Below are 17,716 nucleotides of genomic sequence, written 5' to 3'. Positions count from 1 at the left end.
TCTCCGGCACCGGGCCCTGGGCTAATGGTTTATTCGTATATTCCACATTTGTTTGGTGAATACCTCGTAGAATCCCTATAAGGAAAATCCATGTATGCCGCATCGGGCAAGCGTGGATTTCCGCCCTTTTCCGGTATTGATAAATCCATCCTTTGCTGCCAGCATGGCATCTGCGGTTTTGCCGCAAGGAGCGTGCTGTGAAGCAAGATCCTGGCTGGAACCAGACGGCGGGCGCCACCGGCGCCGGCGTGTCCCGCCGTGGCTTCCTGAAGGCCATCGCGGTGGGCGGCGTCACGGTGTGGATCGCCCCGCTGTACAGCGCCGCGTTCGGCGCCCTGTTCGAAGAGCGCATCCTGCGCGGCGCGCAGTGGAACCCGGCCGACGGCCACACCCGCTTCCGGATCGACGGCCACGAGAAAGTGGTGGGTGGCAAGGTCTTCGCCCGCGACATCCGCGCCGCCGACATGCCGCACTGGCCCAAGCAACAGTCCCATGCGTTCATTCTTCGCGCCACGCTGGCCGACCGGACCTACACCGGCTTCGACCTGGCGTCGCTGGGGGCCGACCTCAAGCCCGACCGCGTGGTCACGGCCGAAGACCTGGCCCGCGACAAGCTGGCCTTCCCCGGCTTCTACGGCGAGGACATGCTGCTGCCCACCGGCAAGACGCCGGCCTACCTGGGGCACGCGGTCGCCATCCTGATCTTCCACGACTTCGCGCGCTACCAGCTTGCCCGCGGACGGCTGCGCGCCACCCGGGATGTCGTCCGTTACGGCGCGGCGACCGGGCCGCTCGACCGCGAGCCCTGGGGCGTGTTCCGCTACGTCCGCGTGGGCGGCGCTTCGCCGGACGACGAGGACGCCTACTCCAGCCTGAAAGACAGCCCCCTCTTCCCCACCGAAAAGAAAACCCTGGTCTGGCCCTCGGCCAAGCCCGAGGACAGCCTCGACGCGCGCGGCATGCGCGCGGCCGGGCAGATCGGCGCGGAGCTTGCCGCGCCGCCCGCCGACTGGCTGGTGATGAAGCGCCGCTACACCACGCAGTCCGTCGACACCGCCGCGCTCGAGCCGGACAACGCAAACTGCTGGTACGACCCGGCCACCCGCTCGCTGCACATGGTGCTGGCCACGCAGTCGCCACAGGAAGTGGCCGAGGCCGCCGCCACGATGGTGGCCGACAGCGGCTTCCCGCTGGAACACCTGTTCGTGCATCCCTGCTACACGGTCGGGTACGGCTCCAAGGACCATTGCAACGTGCCGTTCTACGGCCTGGTCGCCGCGCTATACGGCGACGGCCATCCGGTTCGCTTCGCGGTGGACCGCTTCGAGCATTTCCAGACTTCGCTCAAGCGCCACGCCTTCGACATGCAATACACCATGGCGGTGGACCGCAAGACCGGCAAACTCCAGTCTTTCCAGGGCACCTTCACCGGCAATGGCGGCGGGCGCTCGAATTTCTCGCCCTCGGTGGTCATGGTGGCGGCCACCGCCGCGCAATCGATCTACTACTTCCCCAAGAACGACCTGATCGCCGTGGCCGAGGCGACCCGGGCCGTGGACGCCGGCTCGGCGCGCGGCTACGGCACGCTGCAAAGCATGGCCGCCACCGAGATGATGATCGACGAGATGGCCGGGGAACTCGGCATCGACCCGATCGAGTTCCGCGTCCGCAACGCGCTGCTGTCGGGCATGAAGAACACCCAGGGTGCCATCGCGGGCGGCGCGCTGCGGGTGGACGAAGTGCTTGAGCGCGCGCGCCGACATCCGCTGTGGACCGAACGGGCCCAGCGCAAGCGCGACTACGAGGCGGCCCATCCGAACGAGCGCTATGGCGTGGGCTTCGCCTGTGTGCAGAAAGACTTCGGCACTGGCGGCGAGGCCGCCTTCGTGCGCGTGGCGCTCAGCCCGGAAGGCCGTATCGTGCTGCACCATACCGGCGTCGAGATCGGCACCGGCATGAGCACCTCGCAGGCCGTGATGTGCGCGCAATGGTTCGGCCGCCCCGCCGACGAAGTGCGCACCGCGGTCACCGACTGGTCCGACCTGCCCATGGTCGGCAACGTCGATACCTATACGGTCAAGCAGGAAGATCAGGACCGGCTGGCCGCCGATCCGCTCTGGACACCGGTCCACGCCTCGCCTTCCAGCGCCAGCAACTCGGTCTACTTCTTCGGGCACGCCACCAAGGAAACCGCCCGCGTCGTGTTCGAGCACGGCCTGTGGCCGGCCGCGATGGCGATCTGGAGCCGCGGCATCGGTGGCGGCCAGGCCGCGCCCCTGGTGGTGCGGCGCGAGGATGCGCGCTGGACCGAACGCGGCCTGACCGCGAACGGGCTGGAACCGCTGCCGCTGGAGCGCCTGGTCAAGACCGCCTACGAATCGAACTTCGTGACCGCGGCGGTGGGCCATACCTTCAACCGCTGGCAATGGGCCGAGGCCGACTTCAACGTGGGCGGCACGACCATCCGGCGGCCGCTGGACGGCCTGGCCGTGCGCCACGGCGACGGCAGCCGCTCGGCCCATCCCTATGACGTCATCAAGCGCGCGAACATCTTCTATCCGCCCACCCAGCGCAACAACGCCGGCGTCACCTACTACAGCGCCAACGCCGCCCTGGCCGAGCTGGCCGTCAACCCGACCAGCGGCCAGGTGCGGCTGCTGTCGCACCACTCGGTGCTCGAATGCGGCAAGCCGGTGGTCGAGGACCTGGTGTCGGGCCAGTTGCAGGGCGGCATCGCGATGGGCATCGGCCACGCGCTGCACGAATACCTGCCGCTGTACGAGGACGGCCCCGGCAACGGCACCTGGAACTTCGACCGCTACCACCTGCCGCGCGCGCACGACGTGGCCGTGTGGCGCCAGACCGGCGACATCCTGCCGCCCCTCTCGGACACCGATCCGCCCAAGGGCATCGCGGAAGTCGTCATGATCCCCATCGTCGCCGCCATCGTGAACGGCATCGCGCATGCCATCGGCCACCGCTTCACCGACCTGCCGGTCACGCCGGAAAAAATACGGGAGGTCCTGGAACCATGACGATCACGACCTCGCCCCTGGCGCTGACCATCAACGGCAAGCAGGTCGGGCCCATGGACGTGCCCGATACGTTGATGATGGTCGACTTCCTGCACGAATACCTGGGCCTGACCGGCTCGCGCTTCGGCTGCGGCATCGGCGTCTGCCATGCCTGTACGGTGCTGCTGGACGGCCCCGGCGGCGCCGAGGAGATCCGCACCTGCATCACCGGCGCCCACTACTTCAACGGCAAGCGCATCCGGACCATAGAAGGCCTGGCCGAGCGCGACGACCAGCAGAAGGTCATCGCCATCACCCCCGTCCAGCAGGCCTACCTGGACCACTACAGCTTCCAGTGCGGCTACTGTACGCCCGGTTTCGTGATCGGCGCGACCGCGCTGATGGAACGGCTCAAGGCCCACCCCGTGCGCGCCGACCAGTTGGAAGACACGATCACCGAACACCTGGGCCGCCACATCTGCCGCTGCACCGGCTATGTGCGCTACTTCGAAGCGGCCAAGGCAGTCATCCTGGCCACCCCCGGTCTCGTCATCAAGGAGCGCTGACATGGCCCGCCCGTCCCCCCGGCGACGCGGTCCCATCGTCGCCCTCGTCATCCTGGTCCTGGCCATCGCCGCCGTCGCCGCGGCGGTCCTGGGCAACCGCGACGCGCCACCCGACCGTGCGCCCCAGCAGGTCCAGGCCACGCAGGAACAATTGCAGCTGGGCCGCTACCTGGCCCGGGCCGCCGACTGCGCGGCCTGCCACCAGACCGCCGACGGCCCCGCCTATGCCGGCGGCTTCCCGCTGCAAACACCCTTCGGCACGCTGTACGGCACCAACATCACGCCCGACCCCGACCACGGCATCGGCCGCTGGACCGCCGACGAATTCCACCGCGCGCTGACCGAAGGCAAGGCCCCGCACGGACGCAACCTCTACCCCGCCATGCCGTACCCGGCGTACCACGACATCCCGCGCGCCGACGCCGACCTGATCTACGCCTACCTGATGAACGTGCGGCCCAGTGGCCAGCCCAACAAGAAGCCCGAGATCCCCTTCCCGCTCAACCTGCGCGTCCTGATGACGGGCTGGAACCTGCTGTTCTTCGACCACGACCCGCTGCCCGCCGCCTCGCAGGGCGAGTCGGCGCAATGGGTGCGCGGCCGCTACCTGACCAACGTGCTGGGCCACTGCGGCGAATGCCACACCCCGCGCGGCAAGCTGGGCCAGTTGCACCGCGACGACTGGCTGCAAGGCTATACCCTGAACCGCTTCGAGGCGCCGTCCCTGACCCCGCAGGCATTGGCCGAACGCGGCTGGACGCCGGAAGACCTGCAACGCTTCCTGCGCACCGGCCTCGCCCCCCAGGGCATCGCCGCCGACGAGATGTACCCCGTCATCCTGCACAGCACCCAGTACCTGACCGACGACGACCTGAAGGCCATGGCCGCCTTCCTGCTGGGCGACACGCCCCCCAAGCCCGTCCCCGCCCCGCAAGCCCAACCCGACGCCGCCCCCCCCTCGCCCGGCCGCCGCGTCTACCTGAACACCTGCGCCGCCTGCCACGGCGTCGACGGCGAAGGCCACCCGCCCGGCATGCCCCCCCTGGCCGCCAACAGCACCGTCCGCCTGCAAAGCCCCCGCAACCTGCTGCTCTCCATCCTCGACGGCCTGCCCGCGCAACGCCTGCCCGACGGCACCCGCATCGGCGACATGCCCGCCTTCGCCCACCGCCTGACCGACGACGAGGTCGCCCAACTGACCAACTACATGCGCACCACCTGGTCCACCCGCGAAGGCCAGGTCACCGCCAGCGACGTGGCGAAGCTGCGCGAGGGCAAATGAAGGGGTAAGCCCCCTTCATTTGTTCCCTGAATATTCCGTAGAATCCCCATAAGGACCCCGGATACCCCGCCCGCCCCCCTCATCCAGGACGCCTGCCCCTCACACTGACAGATGGCGCAGGCCGGCGGCAGGGGCGCAGGCCGTCTCAAGAACCAGAAACCCCATGAACTTCCGCCAACTAGACCTGAACCTCCTACGCGTCCTGGTCGCCATCCACCAAACCCGCTCCGTCACCGCCGCCGGCAAAATGCTGTCCCTCTCCCAACCGGCCACCAGCAACGCCCTCGCCCGCCTGCGCTACTTCTTCGAAGACGAACTCTTCCTGCGCACCCCCCACGGCCTCATCCCCACTAGCGTCTGCGAACACATCGCCCCCGCCGTCGCCGCCGAACTGCGCTCCCTGGAAGCCCTCGTCACCGGCCGCGAAGAATTCGACCCCGAGCACAGCCACGTCGAATGGCGCGTCTCCATGTCCGACCTCGGCGAAATGACCTTCCTGCCCACCCTGGCCGCCGCCCTGCACGCCGAAGCGCCGCACACCCAGCTCACCAACATCTCCGTGCTCGCCGACGACGTCGCCGCCGCGCTCGAAGCGCGCGAACTCGACTTCTCCATCGGCATCCTGCATCCCAAGCAGCGCGGCATACAAGCCGACGTGCTCTTCCACGAACCCTACGTCGCCATCACCGCGCCCGACTGGACGCCATTCCCCGGCCACAAGGGCAGGATCCTGTCCCCCAGCGAACTCGCCTCGGCCTCGCTGCTCGTGGCCTCCCCCACCGCCACCTTCCACGACAGCGTGCGCGAGATGCTGACCCGCATGAAACTGGACCACCGCATTGTCGTGCGGGCCCTGCATTTCGGCGCCCTGCCGGAAGTGGTCATGAACTCGCGCATGCTGGCCATCGTGCCGACCACCTACGCGCGCAACGCGCAACCGCGCTACGGATTCAAGGTGTGGGCCCTGCCCTACGCGCCCAGCTACGACGTGCGCCTGATCTGGCACGCCAACACGGCCAGCGATCCCTCGCTGCAATGGGTGCGGGCGCTGGTGCACAGGTTGTTCGCGCAACCCCTCCCGCGCAAAGGGCGTGGAAACGTGTAGATTGCGCAGTGTGACCACAGGACAAGAAGCGCATGACTCCCCTCGGCCGCCTCACCTTCCAACACATGCTCTATCTGCAGGCACTGGTAGAAGAACGGCACGTCACCCGGGCCGCGGCGCGCGCCGGCATCGGACAGCCCGCCATGTCGGCGGCGCTCGCCCGGCTGCGCAAGACCTTCCATGACCCGCTCCTGGTCAAGACCGCGCAAGGCATGACCCCGACGCCCTGTGCGCTCGAACTGGCCCAGCGGGTCAAGGAAATCACCAGCCTCATCGACGAGCGCGGCGCCGGCGGGGGAAGTTTCCACCCCGCCACCGCGCAGCGGCGCTGGCGCATCATGGCGTCCGACTCGACGCTCCGCAGCGTACTCCCCGGCCTGATGCGCCAGGCATGCCGCGAGGCGCCGGGCATGCACTTCACCGTCCAGCCCGGCGACCCCCGGCGCATCGCCGAGTACCTGCGCGAGGGAGACTTCGACCTGATCATCTCCTTCGTCCCCAACCCCAGCTCGGATCTCCACCAGACCGTCCTGTACCCCCAGCGCCTGATGTGCATCGCGCGCGACGGGCACCCCGCGCTCGCCGCCGGCCTCACGCTGGAAACCTTTGTCGCCCAGCCGCACGCCAGGTGGGGCGTCACCGCCACGATACCGTCGACACTCGAGGAACTGGTCGACGACGTGCTGCGCAAGCTCGGCCAGGCCCGCCAGACGAGCCTGCAGGTTGCCAACCTGACTTTGCTGCCCGACGTCGTCGCCAACAGCGAACTGCTGGCCGTGGTGCCTGAACACCTGGCGCTCAACGCCCGCAATACCTTGCCGATCCAGATACTGCCGCTGCCCTTCGCGGTTCCGGCCGCGGACATCAGCATGATCTGGCATGAGCGCAGCCATAACGACCCGGCTCATCGATGGCTGCGCAATGCGCTGCGTCATGTCGGTGGCCAGCTCGCCCTGCGGCCGCTGGTCGAGGATCAACCGACCTGATCGGGCATGCGGAGCATGGCGCTCCGCGCATGCCTATCGTCCGGGGCTCATGCCCGCTCGCGGCTGCCCAGCTCGGCGTCGAAGCGCCAGCCCAACGCCTCGACCTTCTCGCGGACGTCGTCGCCAAATTTCCGCGCCAGCCGCTCTCCGGTTTCCGGGGCATATTGGATGTCCGCGGCCATGTCTTGTGCCTGCCCCTGGATCAGGACAAGAAGGTGGGCTTCCGGCGTCAGGCCCGTGTTGCGGAAAGCGCGCATGACGTTGGGAGGGACGGAAATCATGTCCTGCTCATCCAGGAGCGTCGAATACTGGCCATCATCGCCCCAGCGGATCTCGAACTGCCCCTTGAGGCACATGAATGTCTCGAGCGTGCGGGCATGCGAGTGCAGATCGGGCCCCTGCCCGACGGGGCATCGGCAGACATTCACGGTAAGCCCAGGGAAACCCACGACCCCGGGATTCTGGCTGGTCGCCCCGACACCGGTCTCGGGCGCCATGTACAGGTAGATGGAATCCGCCGCGATCGACTCCATGGCCTCCGAGGGGATACCGCCACCGGCGGCGAAGCGCTTCTTCTTCGGTTGTATGGTCTTGGCCCGGACAATCCGTTTGTTCATTTCTTCGGGAGTGGGGTTGATGGTCGTCACGGCGCTCTCCTTCGCATGTTGTGGTGCGCCCACTTTAGGCATCCTCGTCCGCCCTGCCCATGATTGGCCGTCGATACGAATATCGCCGGTTTCGATGGCGATGCGCCGGCGTGGCGCCGCATACGCCACCGTCGATGCAGGTATTCCCCGCGGCACATGGCCGGGAAGCCGCCACGCGTGCTGAAATCCTCCCCCAAGGAGACTATCCGTGAAAAGAATCGAAATCGAGCGCTTCGGCGGACCCGAAGTACTGCAGGTCCGCGACGTCCCGGCGCCCGTTCCCGGCCCTTGCGACGTGCTGGTCCGGGCCCACAGCATCGGGGTCGGCTGGCCGGATGTCTATGTGCGCACCGGCACGTATCCCTGGCAGCATCTCTTTCCCATGCCCGCGACACCGGGCGTGGAAATGTCGGGAACGGTCGCCGCCATCGGCTCCGACGTGAAGCGCTTTGCCGTCGGCCAGCCCGTCTACGTATCGTCCGGCATGCTCGGCATGCGCGGCGGCTGCTATGCGCAGGCCCGGCTCGTACCGGAAGACCGGCTGATCGCCCTGCCGCCGGAGCTGAACCTGGACAGCGCGGCGAACCTGGCCTACTACCAGGTGGCGCTCGCCCTGCTCGAAGAGTGTTCACGAGGACAGACGATCTCCACGGTGCTCGTATCCGGGGCCAGCGGCGGCATGGGCACCGCGCTCGTGCAGGTGGCCAAGGCACTGGGCCACCGCGTCATCGCCACGGTGGGCCACGACGACAAGCGAGCGCATTCGGAGGCAATGGGCGCCGATTGCGTGCTCAACTACCGCACCTCCGATTGCGGACCTGCCATCGCGGCGGCCACGCATGGCCGCGGCGTTGATTTGTGGCTCGAAGCCTATGCCGGCGAAAACCTGGCCGATGCCCTGGCTCACCTCGCGCCCTGGGGAAAGCTGGTGCTCTACAACGCAACGGGCGGCCACCCGCCCGCAAGTTTCTTCGACGCCTGGCGCACGCACATGGCCAAGTGCCTGTCGATCCAGTACTTCTCCATGCATGTCTGGGAAGACGATCTGCCGGCGCGCAGGGCGCTCATCCAGCGCGCGGTCGCGCTCATGTCGTCCGGCAAGGTCAGCCCCCCCGCCGGGCGCCATTTCCCGCTGGAGCAGGCCGGCGACGCCCACCGGCTCCTGGAGAGCGGCCGCCAGGTCGGCCGGATCTTCCTGCGCCCCTGACCGGACGTTCGCTGCCAACCTACATAAAAACCCGGAGACACCATGCCGAACATGAAACAGGCGGCGATCCTTGCCGCGGCGGCCATCGCGCTCATCGCGGCGCCTGCGGCCCGATCCCAGGAATCGACCTACCCCACGCATCCGGTCAAGCTCATCGTGCCCTTCTCCGCCGGCGGAACTCCGGACACCATGTCGCGCACCTACGCCGAACAGCTCAAGGAACAACTGGGCCAACCCATCATCGTGGACAACCGGCCCGGCGCGACCGGCGCCATCGGTTCGGCCGCCGTGGCCCAGGCGCCCGCGGACGGCTACACATTGCTGCTGAACACCAGCGCGGCGGCGATCCTTCCCTGGGTCGTCAAGCAGCCCTTCGATTTCCGCAAGGCGTTCACGCCCATCGCCTATACCGGCTACACCCCGTATGTCATCACGGTCAGCCCCAAGCTTCCCGTGCATTCGCTGGACGAATTCATCGCCTATGCGAAGCAGCATCCCGGCAAGCTCAGTTGTGGCACGTACGGCGTCGCCTCGCCGCCCCACCTGGCCCTGGAACTGTTGATGGGCGCGGCGGGCGTGGAGATCGTCCACGTGCCGTATACCAACTTCGGCCAGGCGCTTCCCGATCTGCTGTCCGGCCAGCTGGACTGCAGCATCGATCCTCCGACCATGCCCGCGCCCCACGTGGCCAGCGGCAGGATCCGCGCGATCGCGCATACGGGTAGCGGAAAAATGGCGCTGTACCCCGGCATCGATGCCGTCGGCCGGCGCTATCCGGAAAGCGTCGTGCTGGGTTGGCAGGCCATCTTCGTCCGGGCGGAAACCCCCGCCCCCATCCGCGAACGGCTGATAGCGGAGTGGCGCCGCGTACTGGCCGACCCCAAGGTCCAGGAGCGCATACGGACCGCCGGATTCGAAACCTCCGATCTCTCCATCGAGGAGTTCGACCGGCTCGTCCAAAGCGACTATGAAAAATTCGGCCAGATCATCAAGGCCAGGAACATACGCCTGAACTGACTGCGCCCGCCCCTACGGCCGCAGAAAGATGCGGCCTCGATTGGTGCCGCTCTCGAGCAGGCGATGCGCCTGCGCGGCATCTTCGAGCTTGAAGAATGTGCCGGCGGGCGGCTTGATCGCCCCGTCCACGATCAACCGCATCGCCGCGCTCAGCAAATCGCGCATGGCCTGGGGATCGTCCTCGTAGACATGCATGGAGAAGTACTGGACCGACACGCATTTCCCCATCGCCGCCCGCCAGTCGTCGAAGAAAGCTGGCGCGGGATGACCGCCCACGGCGTTGTAGAGCATGACCTTCCCCCATGGCGCCATGCTGCGGAAGACCTGGCCGAAGTCCGGCCCCACGAACGACTCCAGCCAGAGATCGACGCCATGGCCGCCGGTGATGCCGGCTATCGCCGCAGCCGCGGCGTCCGTGCGGTAGTTGATCACGGCATCCGCGCCCACCGCCGTCGCGTGCGCACGCTTGTCGTCATGGCCGACCGAGGCCAGCACCCTGTATCCAAAGGCCTTGGCGGTCTGCACCAGCGCCGTTCCCACCCCGCCGCTGGCGCCGGACACCATCGCCCAGCCGGCGGGCCTGGCCGCGCCCGCCGCCCTCAGCAGGGCGACGGCCAGTTGGTAGTAGGCCAGGCCCGCCGCCACATCCAGGTCCACATTCCCGGGAAGCTCGACCAGCACGTCGCGCGGAACGACCATGGCCTCGGCATAGCAGCCGCCCCGGAACCCCATGAGCCGCGACGAGACATATACCGGCCGGCCGACCGGCAGGTCGGCCACCTCGGCCCCGGCCGCGGCGACCCGGCCGGCCATCTCGATGCCTGGCGTCGCCGGCATGGGAAAAAGGTGCTGCCACGGATAGGTGCCGGTTCGCACATAGACATCCGGCCACCCCACTCCTATCGCGTGCGACCTGACGAGAACGTCGCGCGGCCCCAACGCCGGCACCTCGAACTCGGCCACTTGCAGGACTTCCGGTCCGCCGAATCCGGACAACTGGATTTTTCTTGCTCGCATCAAGACTCTCTCCTCCGAACGAGGTCCATTCGAGCACGGCGACCACGGACGGGCAATCGTCCCCACGGTGATACCGCCATCAACGAACGGGCCATCCATCTGCGAGCGGCAATGAAACTATCAGGGAGGGGACATGGCGTCCTTCGTTCCCGTTCGCCTATAGTCAGCGACCCAATAGGCCAGAACCTAGGAGACACCATGAAAAGCCTGCTTTCCTGCTTTTTCGTCGCATCGGGCCTGACGTTGGCCGCGGGAAGCGCCGCCGCCGAGTCATTCCCCGATCGTCCCCTGAAGATTCTGTCCGCATTTCCCGCCGGAGGCTCGACCGACATCATCGCCCGCACCCTGGCCGCCAAGCTCCAGGCATCGACGGGACAGCCCGTGGTGGTGGAGAACCGGGTCGGGGCGACGGGCAGCATTGCCGTGCAGGGCGTCACCTCCGCCGCCGCCGACGGCTACACGATGCTGTTCCACACGTCGGCGCTGATCATCACCCCCTGGCTCTCCAAGGTACCCTACGACCCCCTGCGCGACCTCATTCCTCTCACCCGGCCGGCGATGGCCGCCTATGTCTTCGTCGTGCGGCCCACCCTGCCGATCAAGAACCTGAAGGACTTCGTGGACTACGCGCGCGAACATCCGGGCAAGCTTTCGTGTTCGACCTATGGCGTGGGATCGCCCCCGCATCTGGCGCTGGAGATGCTGAAGAAAGCGGCGGGCATCGATGTGCTGCACGTGCCCTACCGCGGTTTCGCCCAGGCCCTGCCCGACATGGCATCCGGCCAGCTCGACTGCGGCATCGATACGCAGATGAACTACCAGCCCCACATCCTGTCCGGTGCCGTGCGCGCGGTCGCCATCACCGACAGCAAGCCGTCCAAGGTATTCCCGCAGGCGGACCCCATCGGCGCGGTCTACCCGAACGCGAAGGTGCTCGCATGGCAAGGCATGTTCGTGAAGGCCGGCACACCCGCGGACATCGTTGAAAAACTCGGTTCGGAGCTCCGGAAGGCGATCCAGATGCCGGACGTCCAGGAACGGATGACCAGTACCGGCTTCGAGCCGGTGGGCGATACCCCGCAGGAATTCGCGGCCGTCTACCGCCAGGACTACGAGGCCTTCGGCAACATCATCAAGGAGCGCGGCATCGCCACCCAGTAGCCGCGCGGCGTGGACGGCGTCCCTTCACGTCCCGGATCCCGGCGCGGGCCCCGCACCGCTCTCTATAATAGGAGCCATCGACCCATTGTCCCGGCCCTGCGCGCCATGATCGAGCGGCTCAATCTCCAACATCTCGTCTATCTCGAAGCCCTGATCACCGAAGGCCACGTCACCCGGGCCGCCGAACGCATGGGCATCGGCCAGCCGGCGATGTCCACCGCCCTGGCCAAGCTCAGGACGACCTTGAAAGACCCTTTGCTGGTCCAGACCAGTACCGGCATGCAGCCGACGCCGCGGGCGATGGAACTCGTCAAGCGTTTCCGCGCCATGGCCGACCTGCTGGAGGGCCGGGAAGAAGGCGAGGAAACCTTCCATGCCGCCAGCGCGACGACCCGCTTTCGCATCATGGCGTCCGATGGCATCTCGCGGCTCGTCCTGCCCGAGCTGATGGCGATTGCCGGAGAGATCGCTCCGCACATGCGCTTCACGGTCAGCCCCGGCGACCTTCGCCGCGCCCGCGAATATTTGCGCGACGGCGATATCGATCTGGCGCTGGCGTTCATCCGGCATCCCCCGCCGGACCTGCATCAAACCGTCCTGTATCCCCAGCGCCTGGTCTGCATCGCCAACGCCCGGCACCCCGATATCGGCGACCGCCTGACGCTCGACCAATTCGTCGCGCTTCCCCACGTGACGTGGGGCGCGGCGCCGGTTCCCTATGCCTCGATGGAATTGATGGTGGACGAGGCGCTCGAGCGTACCGGCCACGTCCGCCAGGTCGCCCTGCAGGTATCCAGCATCATGCTGCTGCCGCAGATCGTCGCAAAGAACAGGCTGCTGGCCGCCGTGCCGGAGGGCCTGGCGCTGTCGGCGCAGCGGCATCTCCCGATCCGCCTGCTGGATCTGCCGTTCAAGGTCGACAGCGTCGATATCAGCATGCTGTGGCACGACCGCCTGCACAACTCGGTTTCCCACAAATGGCTGCGAGGCATCCTCAGGGAAATCGGTGTCAGGCTCGCTCCGGCTTCGTCCTGCGGGCGCGATCCCGCCGAACTCAAATGACTTGCTGGCGCGCCAGCGCTTCCAACGCCTCGGCATCCAGCCCGAGCAGCCCGCCCAGCACATCCCGGGTCCCTTCCCCCAGCGAGGGTGGCGCCAGCCGGACTTCCGGCCTGCCGCCGTCCAGCCGATAAGGCGGCGCGAACACGCTGCCGACGCCATCGGCGCGCGGCGTCAGGAGCCCGCCTGAAGCCGTCCGTTCCGATTGGAGCGCGTCCAGCAGCCCGAGCACTTCGCCACAGGGAATCTCCGCTTCGCACAGTCGTTCCAGCAACAGGCCCCTGGAGCGCGCGGCGATCTCCGGGACCAGTTGCTCCAGCAAGGCCTGTCGATGCGCGGTCCTGCTCGTGTTGGTGGCATAGCGCTCGTCGCCGGCCAGATCCGGACGCTCGATGACGTCGCGGCAGAAACGCTGGAACTGGGCATTGTTTCCCACCGTGATGACCAACGGCCCATCCTGCGCCTCGAATACGCCATACGGCACGATGGACGGATGCGAGTTGCCATAGCGCGGAGGATCGCGTTCGTTCAACAGCGCTTCCAGCCCGCAATACGCGCTGATCATCAAGCCGCAGTCATAGAGCGCCAGCTCGACATGCCGGCCCGAGCCGGTGCGCTGCCGATCGAACAACGCGGCCATCACGGCTTGCGCGGCATACATGCCGGTAAACAGATCAACCACCGCCATGCCGAATTTCAACGGCCGCTGGCCTTGCTCGCCGTTGATGGACATCAATCCGGTCTCGCCCTGGATGACAAGATCGTAGCCCGGCCGGGCCGCTTCGGCCCCGGTACGGTCGTATCCGGAAATGGAGCAATAAACGACGTCAGGCTTGACGGCGCGGACCTGGGCGTGACCCAGCCCCAGTTTCTCGGCGCCACCGAAACGGAAATTCTGGATCACGACGTCGCAGCGGCTGGCCAGGGACAAGGCCAGTTCCTGGCCAGCCGGGGTCTGCAGGTCGATACCGACCGATCGCTTGTTCCGGTTGGCGCTATTGAAGTAGGCAGTGCGGGTATCGTCCGCCCTGACGCCCCAATCACGGGTATCGTCGCCTCGCCGCGGGTGCTCGATTTTTATCACCTCCGCGCCGAGATCACCCAGCACCATGCCGCACCAGGGCCCTGCCAGCACCCGGGAAAGATCAAGCACCCGCACGCCCCGCAAAGGCAATTCCGTCGTCATGTCGCGCTGCCCCATAAGCCACTCACAAGCATACCTCGATCAGGCTGGGGCCCCCCGATGCCAAGGCCGCGCGCAATTGCCGGTCCAACTCTCTCGCACTGCATGCCCGGGTCGCCGCCATGCCCATTCCCCGCGCCAGGAACACCCAATCGAGGACGGGCCGGTCCAATGTCAGCATATCGATCGCCCGCGCGCCAGGAGCGCCGGCGCCGACGTTGGCCAGTTCGCCGTGCAGGATCTGGTACGAACGGTTGGCGAACACCACGACCGTCACATCGAGCGACTCGCGCACCATGGTCCACAACGCCTGGGGCGTGTACATGGCGCTTCCGTCCCCCTCCAGCGCGATCACCTTGCGGCCGGGCGCGCCGATCGCGGCGCCGACCGCCACCGGCAGCCCATACCCGATCGCGCCGCCCATGTTGGTGAGCCAATCGTGCGGGGCCGCGCCTTGCGTGGCGCGATCGAAATTCCTTCCGGTGGAGATCGCTTCGTCCACGACGATCGCCTGCTCGGGAATGCATGCCGCCAACACCGCCGCGATCGACGCGGCATCCAGCGGCTGGTCCGCGCCCGCGGCGGGAATGTTCCCGTCCGGCGCGGGAACGGCGCCGCGCGTCGCGCCGACGCCCTCGGCAAGCGCCCGCAACACCTCTTGCGCATCGTGCTCGGGGCCGGACAGGCCAATGATGCGGCTACCCGGCGCGGACAATCGTCCGGGCTTGCCGGGATAGGCGAAGAACGCGACGGGATCGGCCGCTTCCACCAGGATGATGTGGTCGAAGCGCGCGAGCGCGGCGGTTGCCGCATCGACCGAGTAGGGTAGCCGGGAAACGGGAAACCTGCCCCGGCCGCGTTGCTGGCGCGGAACGTAGAACTCGGACATGACGGCGCAGCCGGTGGCCGCGGCAATCCTGCCGGCCCAAGCGGCCGCATCCGCATGGACCGCCCGCCCGCCGAGCAGGAGCAGCGTGGACGAGGCACGATGCCTGAGCGCGTCCACGGCCGCCGCCAGGGCCGACGAGTCGGGCGGCGGCACGCCGGCCGCCGCGGGCCGAGGCGCGGCCGGCACGGCTGCGCCCGCGCTCCAGGCCTTGTCCGCGGGAAGGATGAGCGTGGCGATCTCGGCCGGCCGGCCCGAGGCGCGCCGCACGGCCTCCATGCAGTCTCCGGCCACCGTCTCCACCGACGGGATCGTGTGGACCCAATTCGACATCGGGGCCGCCACCGCCTCGACATCCGAGGTAAGCGGCGCGTTCAGCCCGAGGTGGGCCGTCGCGTGATCGCCAACGATGTTGACGATGCCCGAACGCGCCTTCTTCGCATTGTGCAGATTGGCAAGCCCGTTCGCCAGGCCGGGCCCCAGATGCAGGAGCGTCGCCGCCGGGCGCTGCGTCATCCGGTAGTAGCCGTCCGCCGCGCCGGTCACCACGCCCTCGAACAGGCCCAGCACGCAGCGCATGCCGTCGATGCGGTCCAATGCGGACACGAAATGCATCTCCGACGTGCCGGGATTGGCGAAACAGACGTCCACCCCGTTTTGCACCAGCGTGTGGACCAGCACTTCCGCCCCGGTCATCGCCTCGATTCCTCCAGCAAGCGCCCGCGGATGAAGTGGATCGCGTCGGTCAGCCGCTCTCCTTCCAGTTCGACGTGGGGGCCGGGATAGGCCACGAGCCGCTTGTCCGGCGATCCGATGGCATCGAACAGCGCCGCCGTGCCCTCCCTGTCGAAGAACTCGTCATTCCACTGCTGGGTGAACCACACGGCGCAGTCCATCTTGCGCGCAAACCCGGCCAGATGCTCGCTGGCCGCGTAGGTCGTGCTCCACAAGCCGATGACGGCGGCCTTTACGCGGCGGTCCGCGGCGAGATAAGGAATGCCGTAGGCCGTTCCCATCGACACCCCGACATACCCGACGGGAAGATCGGACCATTGCCGCGTGGCGAGGACCTGGTCCAGCGCCGCCGACATTTCTTCCGCCATGCTGGTCCGCCCCACCCCGGCGCGCCAGGCCTCGCGGAAGGATTGGCGAGCGACAGCCGGATCCAGGTTGCCGTCTGCGCGGCGCCGGCCTTGCACCGGCCCGTCTATGGCCAGCACGGCGATGCCCAGCGGCAAAAGCCGCGCCGCGATCGCCAGAATGGCGCGTGATTCTTTATGGCCGCTCCCGCCATGGCACGCCTGGACGATCGCCGCCGGCCGGCCTTCCGGCGTCCAGAGCGCCGCCGGCACCGGCACGCCCCGGTGCTCCACCACGAAACGTTCGGGCACGCCCGGCTCCGGGGTGGCGGGCGCCTCGCCCGATTCGATGGAACGGCTCACGGAATCTCCTTTTTCAATGATCGGGGCCTGGATGGCCGCGCAGGCGAACGCATTACATCACGCGGTTTTCGCCGGGCCCATATCGACGACGGCGATATGGGTATGGCCACAGGGCGATGGAATGGCGGCGACGCTCCTCCGGCTACCGGGGATCGAGGACGATCTTGCCGAAGACCGCTCCCTGCTCCAGCAGCCGATGCGCCTGTGCCGCGTCGCGCAGCGGCAGGCGGGCATGGATGTGGGGCGCGATCCGGCCCGCGGCCAGGTCAGGCAGCAGGGCATCCATCGCCACGCGCCTGAGCGCGGGTGCATCGTCGAGCGCATGCATGGAGAAAAACCGCACCGCCAGCGAACGGCCGAAATGGGCCTGCAACGCCTCCGCGTAGGAAGGATGCGGCGGGCCGTCGAGAATGCCGTAGCTGACGACCATGCCGAGCCTGGCCAACAGATCGAAGTTCTGCCCGAACCCCGCGCCGCCGACAGGATCGAGGATGAGGTCCACGCCTTTCCCGCCGGTCCACGCCTGCACGGCGGCGGGGATGTCGTCGACGCGGGAATCCGCGCAGGCATCCGCGCCCTGCCTCAGCGCGAAGGACTGCTTGGCGGCGCCACGGACGATGCCGTAGGCCCGCTTGCCGCCCAGTTTCGCCAGTTGGAGCAAGGCGGAGCCCACGCCTCCGGCGGCGGCCCAGACGAGTATGTCGTCGTACAGGAAACCTCGCGTCGCGCTGTTCAATACATGCCATGCCACCTGATAGTTGGACAGGCAGGCCGCGGCCTCCAGGTCCGCGGCGGGCGGCAGCGGATGGACGGCATGTTCGGGCACGCAGATGTACTGCGCATAGCAATTGCCGCGCACGGGCAGGTCGCGGGCCGATACGAACACCGGATCGCCCTCGGCCAGCGCCGTCACCCCGGGGCCGACGCCCGCCACCCGCCCCGCCATTTCGATGCCGGGGATGGCCGGCAGGGGCGGCATCCACGCATAGCGCCCGCTCCTGACGAGAAGATCGGGCATGCCGACGCCGATGGAATGGGCCTGGACGAGCACCTCTGCGCGCCCCGGCACGGGCGTGGGAACGTCGACATACTCCAAGACTTCCGGACCGCCCGTCACGCGAAGTTGAATAGCTTTCATCGTTGA

15 protein-coding genes are annotated in these 17,716 nt (G+C 67.7%); 9 read left to right on the top strand and 6 right to left on the bottom strand.

All coding sequences use genetic code 11. The features are described from left to right. Window positions 1–197: 197 nt before the first annotated feature. The 5 genes from AC1Q6E_RS02325 (at window position 198) to AC1Q6E_RS02305 (ending at window position 6,953) form a co-directional block, all read left to right on the top strand. Entirely contained in the window at window positions 198–3,035 is a 2,838-nt protein-coding gene (locus tag AC1Q6E_RS02325; protein WP_492572121.1) for a xanthine dehydrogenase family protein molybdopterin-binding subunit, read from the top strand. Next, a complete protein-coding gene (locus tag AC1Q6E_RS02320) occupies window positions 3,032–3,580 on the top strand; it encodes a (2Fe-2S)-binding protein (RefSeq protein ID WP_152800337.1) in 549 nt (182 codons plus the stop codon). Before AC1Q6E_RS02325 ends, AC1Q6E_RS02320 begins: the two co-directional genes overlap by 4 nt. Window position 3,581: 1 nt before the next feature. Then, window positions 3,582–4,862, top strand: a complete 1,281-nt coding sequence (locus AC1Q6E_RS02315) for a c-type cytochrome (protein WP_296559502.1) — start codon at window positions 3,582–3,584, stop codon at window positions 4,860–4,862. A 163-nt stretch (window positions 4,863–5,025) separates the two neighbouring features. Then, window positions 5,026–5,967: a LysR substrate-binding domain-containing protein gene (locus tag AC1Q6E_RS02310; protein ID WP_492572120.1), complete on the top strand. Its 942-nt coding sequence runs from the start codon at window positions 5,026–5,028 to the stop codon at window positions 5,965–5,967. 32 nt (window positions 5,968–5,999) lie between these two features. Then, window positions 6,000–6,953, top strand: a complete 954-nt coding sequence (locus AC1Q6E_RS02305; protein ID WP_152798175.1) for a LysR family transcriptional regulator — start codon at window positions 6,000–6,002, stop codon at window positions 6,951–6,953. Window positions 6,954–7,000: 47 nt separating this feature from the next. Here AC1Q6E_RS02305 and AC1Q6E_RS02300 read toward each other — a convergent pair whose 3' ends face one another. Further along, window positions 7,001–7,600 (bottom strand): cupin domain-containing protein, encoded by a 600-nt coding sequence (locus AC1Q6E_RS02300; protein WP_296559508.1) that lies wholly within the window; start codon window positions 7,598–7,600, stop codon window positions 7,001–7,003. 208 nt (window positions 7,601–7,808) lie between these two features. Here AC1Q6E_RS02300 and AC1Q6E_RS02295 point away from each other — a divergent pair, with 208 nt between their 5' ends. Both AC1Q6E_RS02295 and AC1Q6E_RS02290 read left to right on the top strand, forming a co-directional pair. Next, on the top strand, window positions 7,809–8,807 hold the full coding sequence (locus AC1Q6E_RS02295) for a quinone oxidoreductase family protein (protein WP_152798177.1): 999 nt from the start codon (window positions 7,809–7,811) through the stop codon (window positions 8,805–8,807). A 42-nt stretch (window positions 8,808–8,849) separates the two neighbouring features. Next, window positions 8,850–9,824 carry a Bug family tripartite tricarboxylate transporter substrate binding protein gene (locus AC1Q6E_RS02290; protein WP_152798178.1) on the top strand — a complete coding sequence of 325 codons (975 nt, stop codon included), beginning with the start codon at window positions 8,850–8,852 and terminating at the stop codon, window positions 9,822–9,824. A gap of 12 nt (window positions 9,825–9,836) precedes the next feature. Here AC1Q6E_RS02290 and AC1Q6E_RS02285 read toward each other — a convergent pair whose 3' ends face one another. Further along, window positions 9,837–10,841: a quinone oxidoreductase family protein gene (locus AC1Q6E_RS02285; RefSeq protein WP_492572119.1), complete on the bottom strand. Its 1,005-nt coding sequence runs from the start codon at window positions 10,839–10,841 to the stop codon at window positions 9,837–9,839. A 198-nt stretch (window positions 10,842–11,039) separates the two neighbouring features. Here AC1Q6E_RS02285 and AC1Q6E_RS02280 point away from each other — a divergent pair, with 198 nt between their 5' ends. Together AC1Q6E_RS02280 and AC1Q6E_RS02275 are read left to right on the top strand one after the other, a co-directional pair. After that, window positions 11,040–12,002: a Bug family tripartite tricarboxylate transporter substrate binding protein gene (locus AC1Q6E_RS02280; RefSeq protein WP_296558617.1), complete on the top strand. Its 963-nt coding sequence runs from the start codon at window positions 11,040–11,042 to the stop codon at window positions 12,000–12,002. Window positions 12,003–12,107: 105 nt separating this feature from the next. Then, window positions 12,108–13,064 (top strand): LysR family transcriptional regulator, encoded by a 957-nt coding sequence (locus AC1Q6E_RS02275; RefSeq protein ID WP_152798181.1) that lies wholly within the window; start codon window positions 12,108–12,110, stop codon window positions 13,062–13,064. Here the strand turns inward: AC1Q6E_RS02275 and AC1Q6E_RS02270 are convergent. The 4 genes from AC1Q6E_RS02270 to AC1Q6E_RS02255 all read right to left on the bottom strand — a co-directional run bounded on the left by AC1Q6E_RS02270 (window position 13,057) and on the right by AC1Q6E_RS02255 (window position 17,710). Beyond that, window positions 13,057–14,247, bottom strand: coding sequence for a CaiB/BaiF CoA transferase family protein (locus tag AC1Q6E_RS02270; protein WP_296558619.1), 1,191 nt, complete (start codon window positions 14,245–14,247; stop codon window positions 13,057–13,059). The genes AC1Q6E_RS02275 and AC1Q6E_RS02270 overlap by 8 nt on opposite strands. Before the next feature lie 22 nt (window positions 14,248–14,269). Further along, entirely contained in the window at window positions 14,270–15,826 is a 1,557-nt protein-coding gene (locus tag AC1Q6E_RS02265; protein ID WP_492572118.1) for an acetolactate synthase large subunit, read from the bottom strand. Further along, window positions 15,823–16,572, bottom strand: a complete 750-nt coding sequence (locus AC1Q6E_RS02260; protein WP_152798184.1) for an alpha/beta hydrolase — start codon at window positions 16,570–16,572, stop codon at window positions 15,823–15,825. Before AC1Q6E_RS02260 ends, AC1Q6E_RS02265 begins: the two co-directional genes overlap by 4 nt. Before the next feature lie 142 nt (window positions 16,573–16,714). Then, the gene (locus tag AC1Q6E_RS02255; RefSeq protein ID WP_152798185.1) at window positions 16,715–17,710 is read right to left on the bottom strand and encodes a zinc-dependent alcohol dehydrogenase family protein; all 996 of its coding nucleotides are present in this window, start codon (window positions 17,708–17,710) and stop codon (window positions 16,715–16,717) included. Between the last annotated feature and the right edge of the window lie 6 nt (window positions 17,711–17,716).

The sequence above is a fragment of the Pigmentiphaga sp. MLSB6-MA01 genome, assembly GCF_058793475.1.
This window is presented reverse-complemented; position numbering and strand designations above follow the sequence as displayed.

Bases quoted from the DNA above. Each gene is read 5' to 3' on its own strand.
- AC1Q6E_RS02310 (WP_492572120.1), top strand. From the start codon at position 5,026: ATGAACTTCCGCCAACTAGACCTGAACCTCCTACGCGTCCTGGTCGCC.
- AC1Q6E_RS02320 (WP_152800337.1), top strand. From the start codon at position 3,032: ATGACGATCACGACCTCGCCCCTGGCGCTGACCATCAACGGCAAGCAG.
- AC1Q6E_RS02290 (WP_152798178.1), top strand. From the start codon at position 8,850: ATGCCGAACATGAAACAGGCGGCGATCCTTGCCGCGGCGGCCATCGCG.
- AC1Q6E_RS02265 (WP_492572118.1), bottom strand. From the start codon at position 15,826: ATGACCGGGGCGGAAGTGCTGGTCCACACGCTGGTGCAAAACGGGGTG.
- AC1Q6E_RS02280 (WP_296558617.1), top strand. From the start codon at position 11,040: ATGAAAAGCCTGCTTTCCTGCTTTTTCGTCGCATCGGGCCTGACGTTG.
- AC1Q6E_RS02285 (WP_492572119.1), bottom strand. From the start codon at position 10,841: ATGCGAGCAAGAAAAATCCAGTTGTCCGGATTCGGCGGACCGGAAGTC.
- AC1Q6E_RS02305 (WP_152798175.1), top strand. From the start codon at position 6,000: ATGACTCCCCTCGGCCGCCTCACCTTCCAACACATGCTCTATCTGCAG.
- AC1Q6E_RS02255 (WP_152798185.1), bottom strand. From the start codon at position 17,710: ATGAAAGCTATTCAACTTCGCGTGACGGGCGGTCCGGAAGTCTTGGAG.
- AC1Q6E_RS02270 (WP_296558619.1), bottom strand. From the start codon at position 14,247: ATGACGACGGAATTGCCTTTGCGGGGCGTGCGGGTGCTTGATCTTTCC.
- AC1Q6E_RS02275 (WP_152798181.1), top strand. From the start codon at position 12,108: ATGATCGAGCGGCTCAATCTCCAACATCTCGTCTATCTCGAAGCCCTG.
- AC1Q6E_RS02315 (WP_296559502.1), top strand. From the start codon at position 3,582: ATGGCCCGCCCGTCCCCCCGGCGACGCGGTCCCATCGTCGCCCTCGTC.